General features: G+C 40.0%; 10 protein-coding genes and 6 pseudogenes. 14 read left to right on the top strand and 2 right to left on the bottom strand.

Annotation, left to right across the window (positions count from 1 at the left end; genetic code table 11):
- Positions 1-200 precede the first annotated feature (200 nt).
- The 3 genes and pseudogenes from QNH10_RS20045 to QNH10_RS20035 all read left to right on the top strand — a co-directional run bounded on the left by QNH10_RS20045 (position 201) and on the right by QNH10_RS20035 (position 4,294).
- Positions 201-1,673, top strand: a complete 1,473-nt coding sequence (locus QNH10_RS20045) for a lipopolysaccharide biosynthesis protein (RefSeq protein ID WP_283732987.1) — start codon at positions 201-203, stop codon at positions 1,671-1,673.
- Positions 1,674-2,091: 418 nt separating this feature from the next.
- Positions 2,092-3,108 (top strand): annotated as a pseudogene (locus QNH10_RS20040) (NAD-dependent epimerase/dehydratase family protein).
- 20 nt (positions 3,109-3,128) lie between these two features.
- A pseudogene (locus QNH10_RS20035) lies at positions 3,129-4,294 on the top strand (nucleotide sugar dehydrogenase).
- 188 nt (positions 4,295-4,482) lie between these two features.
- On the opposite strand, the gene QNH10_RS20030 reads toward QNH10_RS20035, so the two are convergent.
- Entirely contained in the window at positions 4,483-5,082 is a 600-nt protein-coding gene (locus tag QNH10_RS20030) for a hypothetical protein (RefSeq protein ID WP_283732986.1), read from the bottom strand.
- Positions 5,083-5,257: 175 nt separating this feature from the next.
- On the opposite strand from QNH10_RS20030, the gene QNH10_RS20025 reads away from it, so the two are divergent.
- From QNH10_RS20025 to QNH10_RS20015, 3 genes are all read left to right on the top strand, one after another.
- The gene (locus QNH10_RS20025) at positions 5,258-6,187 is read left to right on the top strand and encodes a Mu transposase domain-containing protein (protein WP_283732985.1); all 930 of its coding nucleotides are present in this window, start codon (positions 5,258-5,260) and stop codon (positions 6,185-6,187) included.
- A 73-nt stretch (positions 6,188-6,260) separates the two neighbouring features.
- The gene (istB, locus tag QNH10_RS20020) at positions 6,261-7,016 is read left to right on the top strand and encodes an IS21-like element helper ATPase IstB (RefSeq protein WP_283732984.1); all 756 of its coding nucleotides are present in this window, start codon (positions 6,261-6,263) and stop codon (positions 7,014-7,016) included.
- Between the two features lies 1 nt (position 7,017).
- A complete protein-coding gene (locus tag QNH10_RS20015; RefSeq protein WP_283732983.1) occupies positions 7,018-7,230 on the top strand; it encodes a hypothetical protein in 213 nt (70 codons plus the stop codon).
- A gap of 334 nt (positions 7,231-7,564) precedes the next feature.
- On the opposite strand, the pseudogene tnpC reads toward QNH10_RS20015, so the two are convergent.
- Positions 7,565-8,260: pseudogene (gene tnpC / locus QNH10_RS20010) on the bottom strand (IS66 family transposase); the annotation flags it as partial.
- Positions 8,261-8,404: 144 nt separating this feature from the next.
- On the opposite strand from tnpC, the gene QNH10_RS20005 reads away from it, so the two are divergent.
- From QNH10_RS20005 to galU, 8 genes and pseudogenes are all read left to right on the top strand, one after another.
- Complete coding sequence (locus tag QNH10_RS20005; protein WP_283732981.1) at positions 8,405-8,953, top strand: hypothetical protein; 549 nt, start codon at positions 8,405-8,407, stop codon at positions 8,951-8,953.
- On the top strand, positions 8,950-9,309 hold the full coding sequence (locus QNH10_RS20000; RefSeq protein WP_283732980.1) for a hypothetical protein: 360 nt from the start codon (positions 8,950-8,952) through the stop codon (positions 9,307-9,309). Before QNH10_RS20005 ends, QNH10_RS20000 begins: the two co-directional genes overlap by 4 nt.
- A 231-nt stretch (positions 9,310-9,540) precedes the next feature.
- Complete coding sequence (locus QNH10_RS19995; RefSeq protein WP_283732979.1) at positions 9,541-10,320, top strand: YveK family protein; 780 nt, start codon at positions 9,541-9,543, stop codon at positions 10,318-10,320.
- On the top strand, positions 10,277-10,918 hold the full coding sequence (locus tag QNH10_RS19990) for a CpsD/CapB family tyrosine-protein kinase (RefSeq protein WP_347177938.1): 642 nt from the start codon (positions 10,277-10,279) through the stop codon (positions 10,916-10,918). The genes QNH10_RS19995 and QNH10_RS19990 overlap by 44 nt, the downstream gene beginning before the upstream one ends.
- Before the next feature lie 341 nt (positions 10,919-11,259).
- A pseudogene (locus tag QNH10_RS19985) lies at positions 11,260-13,085 on the top strand (polysaccharide biosynthesis protein).
- 21 nt (positions 13,086-13,106) lie between these two features.
- A pseudogene (locus QNH10_RS19980) lies at positions 13,107-14,463 on the top strand (glucose-6-phosphate isomerase).
- A gap of 30 nt (positions 14,464-14,493) precedes the next feature.
- A pseudogene (locus QNH10_RS19975) lies at positions 14,494-16,211 on the top strand (phospho-sugar mutase).
- A 13-nt stretch (positions 16,212-16,224) separates the two neighbouring features.
- A complete protein-coding gene (galU, locus tag QNH10_RS19970; RefSeq protein WP_283732978.1) occupies positions 16,225-17,112 on the top strand; it encodes a UTP--glucose-1-phosphate uridylyltransferase GalU in 888 nt (295 codons plus the stop codon).
- Positions 17,113-17,198: the final 86 nt, after the last annotated feature.

Raw genomic sequence — 17,198 nt, 5'->3', positions numbered from 1 at the left:
AGGTTATCCAGTTCTTGGTGAATTTATTCATTGAACTTCTATAGGTAGTAAAGCAGTTTAACTTAGCTTGTTATGAAATTGTAAAAAAAATCTATAAAGATGTTGGCGTTGAATTTTTTTTGCACTTGGAATACGAGCGATAGCGGGACCGTTTTATTTGACTTATAGAAAAATAATATAAATTTGATGGAGTTTTGACTTTGAATAATGCAATCCTGAAAAATAAAATGTTGAATGCGGCAAAATGGTCTTCAATTACAGAAATTACTGTAAAAATAATTGCACCCTTTACAAATATGGTATTAGCCAGAATACTTGCACCGGAGGCTTTTGGTATTGTTGCAACTGTTACTATGATTACAAGCTTTGCGGATATGTTTACAGATGCAGGTTTTCAAAAATACTTAGTTCAACATGAGTTTAGAGATAATAAAGAAAAGTATAAAAATGCAAATGTGGCTTTTTTAACCAATCTATTTTTATCTTTTTTAATATGGGGTATTATCGTTTCCTTTAGTGAGCGGATTGCTATCCTAATTGGCAATCCAGGTTTAGGAATTGTGATTTCAGTTTCTTGCTTACAATTGCCAATAACTGCATTTTCAAGTATACAGATGGCTCTTTATAGACGCGAATTTGATTTTAAGACCCTTTTTTTAGTAAGAGTAATTTCTATCTTCATACCCGTTTTGATTACTATTCCACTTGCGCTTTTGGGTTTTAGTTACTGGTCTTTGATTATCGGCAACATTTTTATGACTTTATCAAATGCAATATTTTTAACAATTAAGTCCAAGTGGAAACCGAAATTATTTTTCAGGCTTAAGATCTTGAAAGAAATGTTGTCATTTAGTATATGGTCACTTATTGAAGCGATCTCCATTTGGCTAACAATTTGGATTGATACCTTTATTATAGCTAGTGCTTTAAGTGAACATTACCTGGGAATATATAAAACTTCAACAACAATGGTTAATGCCCTTATGGCCACCGTTACAGCTTCGATAGTACCGGTTTTGTTTTCTACACTATCCCGGTTGCAAAATAATAACGAAGAGTTTAACAAGACATTTTTCCAAATGCAAAGGTTGGTATCTATTTTAGTTTTCCCGATGGGGGTTGGTGTATTTTTATTTAGTGATTTAGCAACTCGAATTTTATTGGGAAGTCAATGGACAGAGGCAGGGAGAGTAATAGGTATATGGGCATTGACCAGTGCAATTGTTATTGTGTTAAGTCATTTTTGTAGTGAGGTGTTTAGAGCAAAAGGAAAACCAAGGTTATCTTTTTTAGCTCAAATGCTGCATTTAATAGTTTTAGTTCCAGTCTGTATTATTAGTTCGAAATTCGGATTTTGGGCGTTGGTTTATGCACGTTCTTGGGTAAGATTGCAGGGGGTTTTAGTTGATTTTCTATTAATGTATTTCGTTATAAAGTTTCCGATATTTAAATCTATTACAAATATACTTCCGACCGCGACCGCTGCACTACTTATGGGTGTATTTGGTTATATTCTAAAGCAATTGAATGACAGTGTAGTGTGGGACTCTTTATCAATTTCTTTTTGTATATTTTTTTACTTTGGAATACTATACATATACCCAGTTACACGAAAGGAAATAAATGTAGTTATGAATAAGTTATTCCCGTCTCGATTTAGGAAGTCTAGTTAATTATTTTTAATATTAATATTATACATTTTTATTTAAAGTGTTTTTAGTGTTTTATATAATACGTTGATACTATTGGTTTTATCATTAGTTTTTGATTTTTTTATGCTTTTAATATTAGATGAATAGGAAAAAATAATCTAATCATTACACTCACCGATCATAAGGCTAAGGAAATTTGAATGGCCATAATATCTATTGATTTTCTCAATCTCCATTTTGTGCATGGAACGTTTGAAATGTTTACCTATTCATTAGGAGACTTGCAATAGAGATAAAATGGGAAGCCTATCATGAGATGCTTCTGGCTTATAATTGGATTGTTATTTCTTCTTCATTTATGTATAAAAGTATAATGTTAATAAAAGCCGAAATAAATCATATTTGCTTTACCAATAAAATTGTCAAGGAGATGAAACATATGAACACTAAACTGAATGATTGTACATATCTAGTCACTGGTTCGGCTGGTTTTATAGGCTTTTATTTAACTAAAAGACTACTTCAAAATGGGGTTCGTGTAATAGGCATTGATAATGTAAACGATTATTATGATTTGAACCTTAAAAAATCTCGTTTGGAACTACTTATGCAATATGATGGTTTCAAGTTCATTGAAGGCGATATTTCTGATAAGAACATGATAATGAAGACTTTTGAAAAGTACCGGCCCAAATTGTGGTAAACCTGGCAGCACAGGCAGGAGTTAGGTATTCGATAGAGAATCCGGATGTCTACATACAAAGTAATATCATTGGCTTCTATAATATCCTTGAAGCTTGCAGACATTTTCCAGTAGATCACCTAATTTATGCTTCATCCAGTTCTGTATATGGCGCGAATAAAAAAGTTCCATTTGAAGAGACGGATTTTGTAGACAGCCCTGTATCACTTTATGCCGCTACGAAAAAGTCCAATGAATTAATGGCCCATACATATAGCCATCTGTATAAAATACCTGCTACAGGCCTCCGTTTCTTACCGTTTACGGACCAATGGGTCGACCAGATATGGCATACTTTGGATTTGCGGACAAGTATTTTTCAGGAGAATCGATTAAAATCTTTAATAATGGTGATTTTAAAAATGATCTATACCGTGACTTCACCTATATCGATGATATTGTCGCTGGCATTGAAGGATTGATTGGCCATCCGCCTACTGAAACTGTTCCACACAAAGTTTACAATATTGGCAACAATAGTCCTGAAAAATTGATGACGTTTATAGAAACATTGGAGCAATGCTTAAGTAATGCTACGGGTAGAGAGGTTGTCTTCAAAAGGAATTTGAACCAATTAAGCCAGGAGATGTTCCTGCGACTTATGCTTCCACTGATTTATTGCAAGAGGCAATTGGCTTTAAACCGGAAACACCGATTGCTGAAGGCTTGCAGAAGTTTGCCGATTGGTATGTTGATTATTACAACGTTAAGTGAGAAAGAAGGAAGTGGAATAGATGAAAATCACTATTGCAGGCACAGGCTATGTCGGTCTTTCCAATGCAGTCCTGTTAGCTCAACATAATGAGGTCATTGCTTATGATATTGTACAAGAAAAAGTAGATTTGATTAATAGCGGGCAATCGCCTATTCAGGATAAGGAGATTGAGTCTTATCTTGCTACGAAAGAATTGAACTTGTCTGCTACAACGGATGCTCAAGAAGCATTTCAGGAAGCGGAGTTTGTTATTATTTCTACACCGACGAACTATGATCCGGAGCGAAATTATTTTGATACAAGTTCAGTGGAAGCGGTTATTGATGCAGTGCAATCGATTAACCCTGATACAGTCATGGTGATTAAGTCGACTATACCTGTTGGTTACACGGAATCAGTACGTCAGCGTTTTAATACGGATAATATTCTGTTCTCCCAGAGTTTCTTCGGGAGGGTCGAGCTCTCTATGATAATCTTTATCCATCAAGAGTCATTGTAGGGGAGCAGTCTAAACGTGCTCGGAAGTTTGCGGATTTGTTGGTGCAGGGGGCTAATAAAGAGGATGTCCCTGTCTTGTTTACGAATTCTACAGAGGCAGAAGCGATTAAGCTATTTGCTAATACATATTTGGCAATGCGGGTGTCGTTCTTTAATGAGTTGGATAGCTATGCGGAAGTGAAAGGGTTGAATGCCCAACAGATTATTGAAGGAATTGGGTTGGATCCTCGAATAGGGGGGCACTATAATAATCCTTCATTTGGTTATGGGGGGTATTGCCTACCTAAGGATACGAAGCAGCTATTGGCCAACTTTGAAGGCGTGCCGAATGCGATTATTAAGGCGATTGTAGACTCGAATGATACGAGGAAGGATCATATCGCTGATATGATTATGGAACGAAAGCCGAAAGTGGTTGGGATTTATCGTTTAACGATGAAGACTGATTCGGATAACTTTAGACAGTCGGCCATACAGGGTGTTATGCAGCGGTTGCAGGATGCTGGGGTAGAGTTGGTTGTTTATGAACCGGCGCTGGAGGATGCTGAGTTCGTTGGATGTAGGGTTTTTCGGGAGTTTGAGGAGTTTAAGGAGATTAGTGAAGTGATTGTGGCTAATCGCTTGTCGGAAGAGTTGGATGGTGTGAAAGAGAAAGTTTATACAAGGGATTTATTTGCTAGAGATTAAGTACTAAATAGCCTCAGCCATTGGCTGGGCTATTTTTTTTATTGTACCTTTGATTACGGCCAACGGAATGTACCACCTCTGCCATCTTTTTTACCACCGAATGACAACAAATGTACCAGAAAACGTCACGCGTTTACCACTACATACCTTTGTATACTTAATGGGCACACCAACAGGTGTGACATTTTTTATACGGAGGTATTTTTGGACATTCCCTCAAAGTAATGGAAGGCGTTCTCATGCATTCGTATAAGATCATTTGCACGAAATGGTCGGTCGAGCCACTCTACATACTTATATCTTGAATGGGCTAGTATAAACCCAATAAAGTATAGGCGTATGTAAGTCCCATCCAGCTTGGGAACCTTTGTCTGCCCGAAATCCACCTGAATCTGCTGCCCCATTGGAAGTTCAGGTACTGCACTAAACTCTCTTTCAGAAATCACTTTTGGAATGTGGTAGGACTCCCGCAACTCATTCACGTAATTCCTCACAGTCCCCTCAGAGACAGAGCTAAATTCTAATTTTTCCTCCAACCAATCAAATACCTGGGCTCCTGAAAGGTCAGGGTGTTCCTTTAGCCATTCAAGGATTTTTTCCCGAAAGGGATCAAGCTTTTTACCTCTGCTTTGTAGAGAGATGGCAAACAGGTAAAATTCATCTGGAGTCATTTTCCCGTATTCTATCACCCTATTTCTTGAAATCTTTAATTTCTTGGCAATCGCACTATTAGAAAATCCTTCTTTGCGAAGCCTATGAATCTCGTTGTAGGTTATCAACTTTTCCACTTCCTGTTCCTCACTTTCCATAGACTATTTCAAGTATATAGATTGTGAGATATTTAAGGTAAACTGTTGAATCTTATTTATCGATTTCTGTTTAACCTTATTTGTGGAAAACTGTTGATTATAGTTTAACGTTTACACTTGTAGCCAACTTTCTTACGCAGAGGCAACCTTATCAATGAATTTGCATTCATGGATAACTGCCCATAACAATGCGTATGCGTATTTTGGAGGCTCTACGCAGATAATAGTGCCGGACAATCTGAAAGCGAGTGTGACTAAACATACATCCAAGGAATTGGTCTTGAATTCAACCTACAGAGAAATGGCAGACCATTATAATACTGTGGTGATGCCCGCCCGGGTTCGATCTCCTAAGGACAAGTCTAGTGTTGAGGGAGCCGTTGGTGCCATTTCCACATGGATTATTGCAGCTTTACGAAATACGCACTGCTTTAGTATCGATGAATTAAACGAAGAAGTATGGAGGAAGTTGGAGGAATTCAATCGACGTCCCTTTACCCGCAAAAAAGGGTCTCGTCTGTCGGCATTTGAGGAAGAGGAGAAATTTGCGCTTTCTCCTCTCCCATCCACGCCATATCAAATATCCGTATGGAAAACGGCTAAGGTGCGCCCTGACTATCACATATCCGTCGAAAGCATGTTTTATTCCGTTCCATATGAATATATAAACCGCGATGTTGAAGTAAGGCTTTCAGACAGCCTCATTGAGATTTATTTTAATCATATGCGGGTCGCTACTCATAAACGATTATATGGGAAGTACGGTCAGTTATCCACCGTACGCGATCATATGCCAGATAATCATAAGCTATATGTTGATCAAACGCCAGACGCTGCAATTGAGTGGGCTGAAAACATAGGACCGTCCACCTTGAAAGTGGTTCGATATATCTTGGATGCATCGACGAATGAAAAACAAGGATTACAGTCCATATTCTCATTGAAAAAATCGGAGCGTAGCTACACGAAATATGAAATAGAACGTGCGTGTAAAATGATCGCATCCATGACAAATAGACCTACGGTCAAAAGTATACAAACTATCCCAAGAACAATAAAAAGAATGATGCCGAGCAGGAACTGAAACGTAAGACAGAAATCAGCAAGAATAACTATGGCTTCACACGTGGGGCTTCATATTACGGGGGTAAAGATAAATGATGAACGAACAGACGCTGTCCAAATTACATGAAATGAAATTAAGTGGAATGGCAGAAGCCTACCAGGAACAGGCAAGAAACAAAGATTTCCAGAAGATGAGTTTTGAAGACCGCTTTTCACTTCTAGTCGATCTGGAACATTCTCGACGTAAAAGCAATAAGCTTCAACGCTTGATCAAAACAGCAACTTTTTTAAACCCAAGTGCTAGTATTGAAGACATAGAATATCACGAAGATCGAAAAACTAATAAAGACTTGATCTTGAAGCTCGCAAGCGGTGCCTATATTCTCGACAGTCACAATATCATATTGAAGGGACCCACTGGGTCCGGCAAGTCATATTTGGCCAGTGCATTCGGCATATCTGCCTGCCGTCAATTTCACACTGTTAAATACATCCGTCTACCGGAGTTACTTGATGAATTGACACTTGCGAAATTAGCCGCGGATGGGAGCTATCGCAAATTGATTAAGAAATATACGAATGTCGATCTTCTTATCTTAGATGAATGGCTACTGACCGATTTAACAACAGATGAGGCCGCAATCCTACTTGAAATCACTGAAGCACGCCATAAGGCAGCTTCAACTATCTTCTGTTCACAGATCGATCCTAGCGGATGGCATTTAAAATTGGGGAATGAAACGATTGCGGAGGCAATTTTAGACCGTATTATCCATGACTCCTATCAGATTCTCATAGATGGAGATGTTTCAATGCGAGAGCGCCATGGGTTAGGCGTGGAAGGTTGATATGGTTGTACTAACAAAAAAGGATCTTCGAAAAATGGAGGAAAACTATTACTGGTCTGGTTACAAAAGTTGGTACCCCTTCCCGAAAGAGCTGAAGAAGAAACTCTTGGAGGTCTATGGAGAAGAACCTTTCCCTTACAGCTATTTTGAGCAGGATATATATGAAGGCAGCAGAAAAATATTCATAGAGTACTCTGAGAACAAAAATAAATAAATAATCGAAGCCAAGCCCCTACAATTCAGCAATTCTGTAGGGGTTTTTAATTCATTGGTAAACACCTTGGCACTCTGTGGTAAATTCTTTGGCGTTTAGTGGTAAAAAAGATGTCACGAGTGGTAAAATCGGGTGGCCGTAATCATACCTTGACTGGAAATTGGGACTTTTTAATATTTAGTACAGTCATTGCAAAAATTTTCATAAAGTTTTCTGTAGGTGTGTTTGTTGAATGACTGTAAGCCCGAAATATAAAAAATCACACCTTTACGGCGTGCATCACGAATAGCCCTGACATTCGATTATTTTTTTCGAATGTAGGGCTATCTTTGCTTCCGCATGAAAGCAGGATGTTTTTTGACCATGGAAGAAAGTCGTCCAATATCTCTGGCATCTGCTGAAAATTCAGGTTCGGCAAATCCGTCAACAGCTTTTTGAGATAGGCATAGAAATCAACCCCCTGAATTTTAGCCGTTTCTGCGAGGCTTAAACAAATGGCGTTCGCTTGCGCGCCCGCTTCACTGACCGAGAATAGCCAATTTCTTCGACCAATCACATTGGGGCGGATGGCATTTTCAGCGGGATTATTATCGATTTCAATTCGGCCGTCATTTAAGAAAGCCTTCAATCCTTCCCCACGGTTCAGCGTGTAGTCCGCTGCAGTGGCAAGCGCACTTTTCCCATAGAAGGGGGACTGTTCCACCCATTGAAGGAATTCCTCAACAATCGGCTTCGAATACTTTCTTCTCATTTTTCGCCGTTTGCCGGGAGGCAAATGTTTGAACTTCCGTTCAAGCCGGTAAAGCTTATCGCAATATTCTACGCCAATCCGACCATTCTTGCTGTCAGCTTTAAGCCAGTATCGGCGTACATGCGCATAGCAGTTGGCAAAAGTAACGCCCTCCAGATTGCCATAAGCAGAATAGCCATCGCAAATGATGATTCCTTTGAAGCCGTGTGTGAAGTTTTTCAATACTTCACGGGAACGCGATAGGGAACTTTAAAAAAGGACCATTTCAGGTCCTTGTGTGTAGTGCAAAATAGAAGTACAGAGTTTTGAAAAGGAAAAGTACATAACGTTGCAACTTAAGTTTCAATAAAAAAGGCTTGCCAGCCTTCCAATATTTCTCTACTGTAATTGGTGTCGAATCAAATGCAGTGGAGGTTGAAAGGAATGCTGGCAATGCCTGAAATCAATTGTATCAAATTAATGAGGAATCAGAAATCCTTATCCATAAATAAAATATCAAAAACACTAGGAATTAATTGGAGAACAGCAAAAAAGTATGCCGATGGAGATCAGCTCCCCGTAGAAAATAAAAAGAAGAAATCTGGAATGATGTACGACGAACAATGGGGAGAAATTGTAGGAGATTGGCTTTGGAAAGATCTTAAACTTAAGAAGAAAGATAGAAGAACTAACAAGGGCATATTTACTGCACTTCAGAAGATGGGCTTCAAGGGGTCCTATCGGACCGTCTCATACTTTATTAAAGAGTGGCGTGAAGGAAAAGAAGATATCGAGGAAGAAACTAAGGATAAAAACTCAGAGCGTTTAATTCATCCTCCCGCCGAAGCACAATTGGATTTTGGTTTAATGGGGGCCGTTAAAGATGGAATGTATGTTGACATCCATTGTTTAGTTATGACTCTACCTTTTAGTAATAGCGCATATGCAATTCCCTTACCAGGGAAAACCAAGAATGTCTTCTACATGGAATGAAAGTGATATTTAAGCAATTGGGTGGAGTCCCTAAAAAAATTCGTATCGACAATATGAAGACTGCCGTAGTCAAACCAAGAAATAAGCATGAAGAGGCTGTTTTTATAGACGAATTCCTTCAATTTGCAAATCATTATGGATTTAAACCACAAGCGTGCAATCCCTATGCAGGTAATGAAAAAGGAAATGTAGAAAATAAAGTTGGCTACGTTCGTTACAATTTTATAACTCCTGCGCCTGTCATAAAAGATTTAAATCACTTTACCCAATTACTTGAACAGCAGCTGAAGGAAGACCGACAACGCATTCATTATAAAAAACATGCGTTGTTTGATTGGGGGCTTACGAATGACTAATAGAAAGGGTGGAATATGGTGTACAAGGATTATTTGAAAGAAGTTTTTAGCCCCCTCGGCGAAATATTAATACAGCCATAGCAAACCACCTAACACCAATAAGTAAATCCTCCTACAATATATTAACTATTAAAATATATCGAATTAGTACAAAATTATTAGAATATTTTCAATAGCATGTGCTATAATGTGAGTTATCTGAAGATAGTTATAAAGGGGGAGATGGATTTTATGGTAGAAACTGTAAGTCTTCAGGATTTATTCAAGACGTTGAAAAAGAGGACTTTACTCATTTTTCTAACGACACTGTTAGCTGTAACAGCAGCGGGGGTCATCAGTTACCAACTATTAACACCGGTTTATCAGGCATCGACACAAATCCTTGTCAATCAGCAAAAGGGTGTGCAGAACCAGTTCAATACGCAGGATATACAAACCAATCTTCAGCTGATCAATACGTACAATGTCATCATTAAAAGCCCGGCGATTTTGTCCAAGGTGATTGAGGACTTGGATCTTTCAACGACGCTTGCGACATTGAATGGAAAAATCACGGTGAACAGCGCGCAAAATTCTCAAGTTGTTAACGTGAGTGTGCAAGATTCTAGTCCGAACATGGCGGTCGAAATTGCTAATACGACGGCGGAGGTTTTTCGGGTAGAAATCCAGAAATTGATGAATGTTGATAATGTCACTATCCTTTCACCTGCCGTATTGTCAAACAACCCGTCGCCAATAAAGCCCGATCCGTTCCTCAATATGGCGATTGCAGCGGTCATTGGTCTCATGCTTGGTGTCGGGATTGCCTTCCTACTTGAGTACTTGGATACAACATTGAAAACTGAACAGGATGTTGAGGAACTATTGGGCTTGCCCATTATAGGCCTTGTCAGCAAGATTACAGTTAAAGACATGCCCGACGATAAGAAAAAAACAAAACGAAAAAGAAGGAAGAGGGGTGACGGTCTTGTTCAGAAAAAGGAAACGGCAAATGTTAGCCACCTCACGTAAATTAGTGACAAGCGTCAATCCAAAATCATTTATCTCGGAGCAATTCCGCACAATCCGTACGAACATCAATTTCTCAACGCCTGACAAAGAGTTGAAGACATTATTGTTCACCTCCTCTTCACCCGGAGAAGGAAAATCAACAAGTGCTGCGAATGTCGCAATCGTCTTTGCGCAAGAAGGGAAGAAGGTGTTGCTTGTCGACGCAGATATGCGAAAACCGACGATGCACTTCACTTTCAAGACATCGAACAGTATAGGTTTATCCAACTTGCTGACTAAACAATTTTCACTTGAGGAAGTAACAAGAATCACAAATATTGAAAACCTGTATTTAATCACATGCGGACAGATTCCACCTAATCCCGCCGAGTTAATCAGTTCGAGTTCGATGGAAGCATTAATTGAAGAGCTTGCGTTAATGTACGATATAGTCATATTCGATGCTCCGCCACTACTTTCAGTGGCAGACGCACAAATCCTATCGAATAAATGTGACGGGACAATCCTTGTGATCAATTCCGTACCACGGAAAAAGAAAGTGCAATTAAGGCGAAAGAATCTCTTATATCGGCTAAAGCGAACATACTTGGAATTCTAATGAACAATTTTGTGTTAGAGAAGGAAAATTCCTATTACCAATATTATGGGACAGAGTGAAGGGGCATTTAGCCCTTTTACTCTTTTTTTATTTTAAAGAATAAAATCTACAAATTCATTCAAAAATAGCCAAAATGATTTAAAAAATCATGAGAAATATAGGAGAAAAGGAATGTTTCTGGTAGGCAAAACCGACATTTCGCCAAAAAATTCACTTCTTACGCGAAAAATGCACTAAATTGACTGAAAATAGTGTTATCTTTTTAATGACAGATTAGTATAATAGTAATTGTTGAGTAGTAGTTATAGACTGGTCCAATCATTAAGGAGGATGTGAGAGGTATTTCAATTAAGAACAGATTGACAGTGCTCTTTTTCGTAGACTCTACTATTGTCTTGTTTTCGTTATACATTGGGTATTATATCCTGAGTCCTACGATCAATCTATTTGCAAACAAATTGCTAATTGTTAGTGTCTTAACGATTCAAATTGCACATCACTTATTTGCATGGTATTTCGGATTATATCGAAAGGCATGGATGTATGCCTCAATAGGTGAGTTGAAGTCAATTTGCAAAGCCGTATCGTTGACGATTGTGGTAGTAGCATTGGTACAACTGATTATCGCCCAGAATATTAATTATAGGGCACTTGCAATTACATGGATGCTACATATTCTACTCATTGGTGGATCGCGTCTTTCATGGCGGATTTATCGGGATACGTTCCTTCATTATGAAGACTCGGCTGCAAAACGAACGATGATAATCGGGGCTGGACAAGCCGGATGTATGATTGTTAGACAAATCCATCAGAATCCCGATTGCGGTATAAGGCCGATTCTTTTCCTCGACGATGATACGAAAAAGCGTGGTCTTGAGATTTACGGTGTAAAAATAGTGGGAGATACGAAGAATATCCCAGCATTCGTAAAAGACAATGAAATTGAAAAAATCATTATTGCAATGCCTTCCGTTAGTAGGCAGCGGATGGCGGAGTTAGTAAAAATATGTATGGACACAGGTGCGAGAACCCAAACGATTCCTCGCATCGAGGATATCATGACGGGAAAAGTGTCCGTCACTGATATCCATGATGTCAAAATCGAGGATTTACTTGGACGCGATGAAGTGCAACTTGACATGGAAGCAATCGCGAACAAGTTGACAGGCAAGACAATCATGATCACAGGAGCGGGCGGCTCCATCGGATCAGAAATTTGCCGTCAAGTTAATCGGTTTACACCAAAAAAGCTTATTTTGCTTGGACATGGTGAAAATTCGATCTACTTAATAGAACGTGAACTAAGAGAAAAAGTTTCACCCGAGACTGAACTCGTTCCAGTTATCGCGGATGTCCAAGATCGACAACGCATCTTCGACATTGTATCCGAGCACCAACCGGACGTGATTTACCATGCGGCAGCGCATAAACACGTCCCACTTATGGAAGCTAACCCGATGGAAGCAGTGAAGAACAATATATTCGGTACGAAAAATGTGGCAGAGGCCGCCAACATGTTCGGCGTCCCACATTTCGTCCTCGTTTCGACAGATAAAGCGGTGAATCCACCGAATGTAATGGGCGCTACGAAGCGTTTTGCAGAAATGGTCGTTCAAAACATCGCAAAGAACAGCAAAACAAAATTTGCGGCCGTTCGTTTTGGCAATGTGTTGGGATCAAGAGGAAGCGTCGTTCCTCTTTTCAAGAAACAGATTGCAGCAGGTGGTCCAGTGACGGTGACGGATCCGAAATGACCCGCTATTTTATGACAATTCCTGAGGCATCCAGACTTGTCATTCAAGCAGGGACACTGGCACGCGGCGGTGAGGTGTTTGTCCTTGACATGGGCGAACCAGTAAAGATTGTAGATTTGGCTAAAAACCTCATCCACCTTTCAGGTTACAACGAAAATGAAATTAAGATCGAATTCAGTGGAATCAGACCTGGCGAGAAGTTGTACGAGGAATTATTGGATGAAAGTGAACGGCAGAGCGAATATGTATTTCCGAAGATTTATATCGGGAAGGCAACACCCATTAGTGAGCTTGAGCAACAGGATGTGTTGGACAGGCTACTTGATATGAAAGTCGATGAGTTGAGGGAGACGCTTGTGGGATTAGCGAATCGAAAAGTTGTTGAGCCTCAAATGGGGATGACAGTTTAAGAATAATAGACAGGATGTGAATTGTTGGCACATATTACTTTTGACTATTCGAAGGCGAGCCAGTATTTTTGGCCATTATAAAGTATCTTTTTTAGAACATTCCGTACGCTCGATTCATGAACAAATCCACAGTGAGTCAAGCACCCATCGTGATTACCTCGGATGGGTTGACCTACCAGAAAATCATGACTGTGATGAATTCAAAAACATTCAACATACTGCCGCAAGAATAAGAGAAACCAGTGATATTTTGCTTGTAATCGGAATCGGTGGATCCTATCTTGGTGCGCGTGCTGCAATCGAAATGTTGAACCATAGTTTCTATAATTTATTGTCAGAGGGGAAGAGGGGGAACCCCCAAGTGATTTTCGTCGGCCATAACTTGAGTTCGACTTATATGTCACATGTCATCGAGTTGCTTGAGGGCAAAGACTTCTCCATCAATGTCATTTCGAAGTCAGGGACGACGACCGAACCGGCAATCGCATTCCGGATTTTCCGTAAGCTGCTTGAAGTGAAATATGGAAAAGAAGAATCGAAGAGCCGGATTTTCGCAACGACTGATATGCGGAACGGAGAGTTGAAAGCGCTTTCAGATAAAGAAGGGTACACAACCTTCGTCATTCCAAACAATATAGGTGGGCGATACTCTGTCTTGACGGCTGTCGGACTCCTTCCGATTGCGGTTAGTGGTATCAATATCGATGAAATCATGGAAGGTGCATTGCGCGCCCAGCTTGAATTGAATAACCCGATGCTTGAGAAGAATGCCGCTTACCAATACGCGGTTATTCGCAACATCCTATTTCAAAAAGGGATGGCAATTGAAATGTTTGTCACGTATGAACCGGGGCTGCATTATCTCGCGGAATGGTGGAAACAGTTATTTGGCGAAAGTGAAGGGAAGGACCGAAGAGGAATCTTCCCTGCATCCGGTAATTTTTCGACGGACTTGCATTCGTTCGGCCAATATATCCAGGAAGGTCAACGGAATCTTTTCGAAACAATAGTAAAAGTGATAGAGCCAAACTGCGATATCCGCATTGATAAAGATGAAGACGATATCGATGGGCTGAATTATCTTGCAGGGAGAACAGTTGACGACGTGAATAGCAAAGCGTTTGAAGGGGCGCTAAAAGCCCACGTAGATGGCGGCGTGCCTGGTCTCGTATTTGAAATCCCTCGAATGGAAGCTTACACATTTGGTTATCTTGTTTACTTCTTCGAAAAAGCATGCGCAATGAGTGCCTACCTATTCGGCGTAAACCCGTTCGATCAGCCGGGTGTCGAGCAGTATAAGACGAATATGTTTAAGTTGTTAAATAAACCAGGATATGAAACGGAAGTGGTTGTGGGGGCTGAAAGCCGTAACTTATAGTCAACTATCCAACAGAAAGGATCTACTGACATGCAATGGAAACGAAGGCGGGATCAATGGCTAAAACAATTGCCTGAAAGTGATTCGTTAAAAATTGAACTATATAGTAACCTATCAAATGCAAAATTGATGGAAGATTGTTTTTATAAAGAACTGGAGTTTGGGACTGGCGGTATGCGTGGACTAATGGGACCGGGAACTAACCGATTGAACATTTACACAGTGAGAAAGGCAGCATACGGCCTTTCCATGTTCATAAAAGATCAAGGTGAACAAGCGATGTCAAGAGGAATCGTCATTGCATACGATTCAAGGTATATGTCCCGTGAATTTGCACTTGAGATTGCGAAGACAATTGGGCATCAAGGCATCCAAGTATATTTATATGAGGACTTGCGCCCAACGCCATTATTATCATTCGCAGTCAGACACTTACGAACATTTGCGGGAGTGATGATTACCGCGAGCCATAACCCACCTCAATATAATGGGTTGAAAGTGTATGGGGAAGACGGGGCCCAATTACCTCCGGAAGACGCAGATATCGTAGTCGACTATGTGAAGCAAGCCGAGTCGGAATTCCTTATTGAAGTAGCGGATCATGAACAACTTGTGGAAGAAGGGCTTCTTACTTATATCGGAGATGAAGTTGACCAGTCATATATAAATGCGCTACAGACGATTCAACTTAATACGACTGCTGATAAAGGAGATCTTTCGATTGTATTTACTGCGCTTCACGGAACGGGGACATTCCCGCACAACAGGCATTTTCCGCGTTCGGTTTTACAGATGTGGTATTTGTTGAAGAACAATGCATACCGGATCCCAATTTCACTACAGTTAAATCTCCTAATCCGGAAGAAGCAGCTGCATTCGAATTAGCCATTCAATATGGAAAAAAGAATCATTCGGATCTTTTATTGGCTACTGATCCCGATGCAGATCGTTTGGGCGTCGCTGTGAAGGACGGGAAGGGAGAATACATTCTCCTTTCAGGCAACCAAATTGGCGCAATCATGATCAATTATTTGTTAGAACAGAGGCTAAATGCAGGTACATTGCCAAGGAACGGTGTCGTCATGAAAACAATCGTCACGACGGAATTGGCTCGGGCAATTGCTGAAAAATATATGCTTGAAACGTTGGATACGTTAACCGGATTCAAATTCATCGCAGAAAAGATTAAAGAGTTTGGAGAATCAAAAGAACATACATTCCTTTTCGGCTTCGAGGAAAGTTACGGCTTCCTTGTAAGTGATTTCGTCCGGGATAAAGATGCTATACAAGCGGCAGTTTTAATCGCGGAGGCGGCAGCCTTTTATAAATCACAAGGAAAATCGTTGCTGAAAATAATAACCAAGCTATATGAGGAGTTTGGCTATTATATAGAAGAAACTCGTTCAGTTACATTTGAAGGAAAAGAAGGCACTGAACAGATTGACCGGATAATGGGCAGTTTTAGAGAAAGCTTTCCATTAATATTAGGCGGCATCCGAGTTGAGATGATTGAAGATTACAAAATTGGAATAGCTACTGAACTACCTTCGGGCATGAAAAGCCAGATTGAATTGCCAGAAGCCGATGTCCTAAAATACAAGCTTGAAGACGGTTCATGGGTATGTATTCGGCCTTCAGGAACAGAACCAAAATGTAAATTCTACTTTGCAGCAAAGGGTAAAACTGAGGAAGAGGCTAAAGAAAGGCTTGCTGACTTGGAAGATGCCATCCTGCAAGGGGTTAAGTAATAAGGGGGAATAAATGATGAACAAAAAAGTGCGTAAAGCGATCATTCCGGCAGCTGGTCTTGGAACACGTTTCCTGCCTGCAACGAAAGCAATGCCGAAAGAAATGCTACCTATCGTTGATAAGCCGACAATCCAATATATTGTTGAGGAAGCGATTGCATCTGGTATCGAAGATATCATCATCGTAACCGGAAAAGGTAAACGTGCAATTGAAGATCACTTTGACAACAATTTTGAACTGGAAGAGAACCTTATCCAAAAAGAGAAATTCGATATCCTTGAAAAGGTGAGACAATCATCCAACGTAGACATCCATTACATTCGCCAAAAAGAACCAAAGGGGCTTGGTCACGCAGTTTGGTGTGCAAGGAAATTCATTGGAGATGAACCGTTTGCTGTTCTACTTGGTGACGATATTGTAACTGCTGACACGCCTGGACTTAAACAACTAATTGAACAATATGAAGAAACACACGCATCTGTTATAGGTGTTCAAACGGTTTCAGATGAAGAAACAGATCGCTACGGAATTATTGAACCATCCAGTCAAATCGGTAGAAGATATGCAGTGGAAAACTTTGTAGAGAAACCGGCTTTAGGAACTGCCCCTTCGAATCTCGCAATTATGGGTAGATACGTGCTTACTCCCGAAATCTTTAAGTATTTAGGAGAACATGAAAAAGGCGCAGGCGGAGAGATCCAGTTAACAGATGCAATCCAAAAATTAAATCAAGTCCAACGCGTATTCGCTTATGATTTTGAAGGAAAGCGGTTTGATGTTGGTGAAAAGTTAGGGTTTATAACAACGACTATTGAATTTGCATTGCTGAATGAGGAAATGCGGGGGCAGTTGTTGGAGTATATGGCCGAGAAAGTGAAGGAAAGTACAGTGAAGATATAAATTTCATTTTTTTTGGTGGGTCTTTTATATGCTTTGTTTTTTCTGATTAGCCCAAGATATTTAATGCTTTAAAACTAAAACCAAAT

The sequence above is a fragment of the Sporosarcina thermotolerans genome (assembly GCF_030067815.1).
Lineage (GTDB): Bacteria > Bacillota > Bacilli > Bacillales_A > Planococcaceae > Sporosarcina > Sporosarcina thermotolerans.
This window is presented reverse-complemented; position numbering and strand designations above follow the sequence as displayed.

What these genes read in the sequence shown, in the direction of transcription:
- QNH10_RS20000 (WP_283732980.1), top strand. Translation starts at nt 8,950, where the DNA reads ATGAAAGTGATATTTAAGCAATTGGGTGGAGTCCCTAAAAAAATTCGT.
- galU (WP_283732978.1), top strand. Translation starts at nt 16,225, where the DNA reads ATGATGAACAAAAAAGTGCGTAAAGCGATCATTCCGGCAGCTGGTCTT.
- QNH10_RS20015 (WP_283732983.1), top strand. Translation starts at nt 7,018, where the DNA reads ATGGTTGTACTAACAAAAAAGGATCTTCGAAAAATGGAGGAAAACTAT.
- QNH10_RS19995 (WP_283732979.1), top strand. Translation starts at nt 9,541, where the DNA reads ATGGTAGAAACTGTAAGTCTTCAGGATTTATTCAAGACGTTGAAAAAG.
- QNH10_RS20005 (WP_283732981.1), top strand. Translation starts at nt 8,405, where the DNA reads ATGCTGGCAATGCCTGAAATCAATTGTATCAAATTAATGAGGAATCAG.
- istB (WP_283732984.1), top strand. Translation starts at nt 6,261, where the DNA reads ATGATGAACGAACAGACGCTGTCCAAATTACATGAAATGAAATTAAGT.
- QNH10_RS20025 (WP_283732985.1), top strand. Translation starts at nt 5,258, where the DNA reads ATGAATTTGCATTCATGGATAACTGCCCATAACAATGCGTATGCGTAT.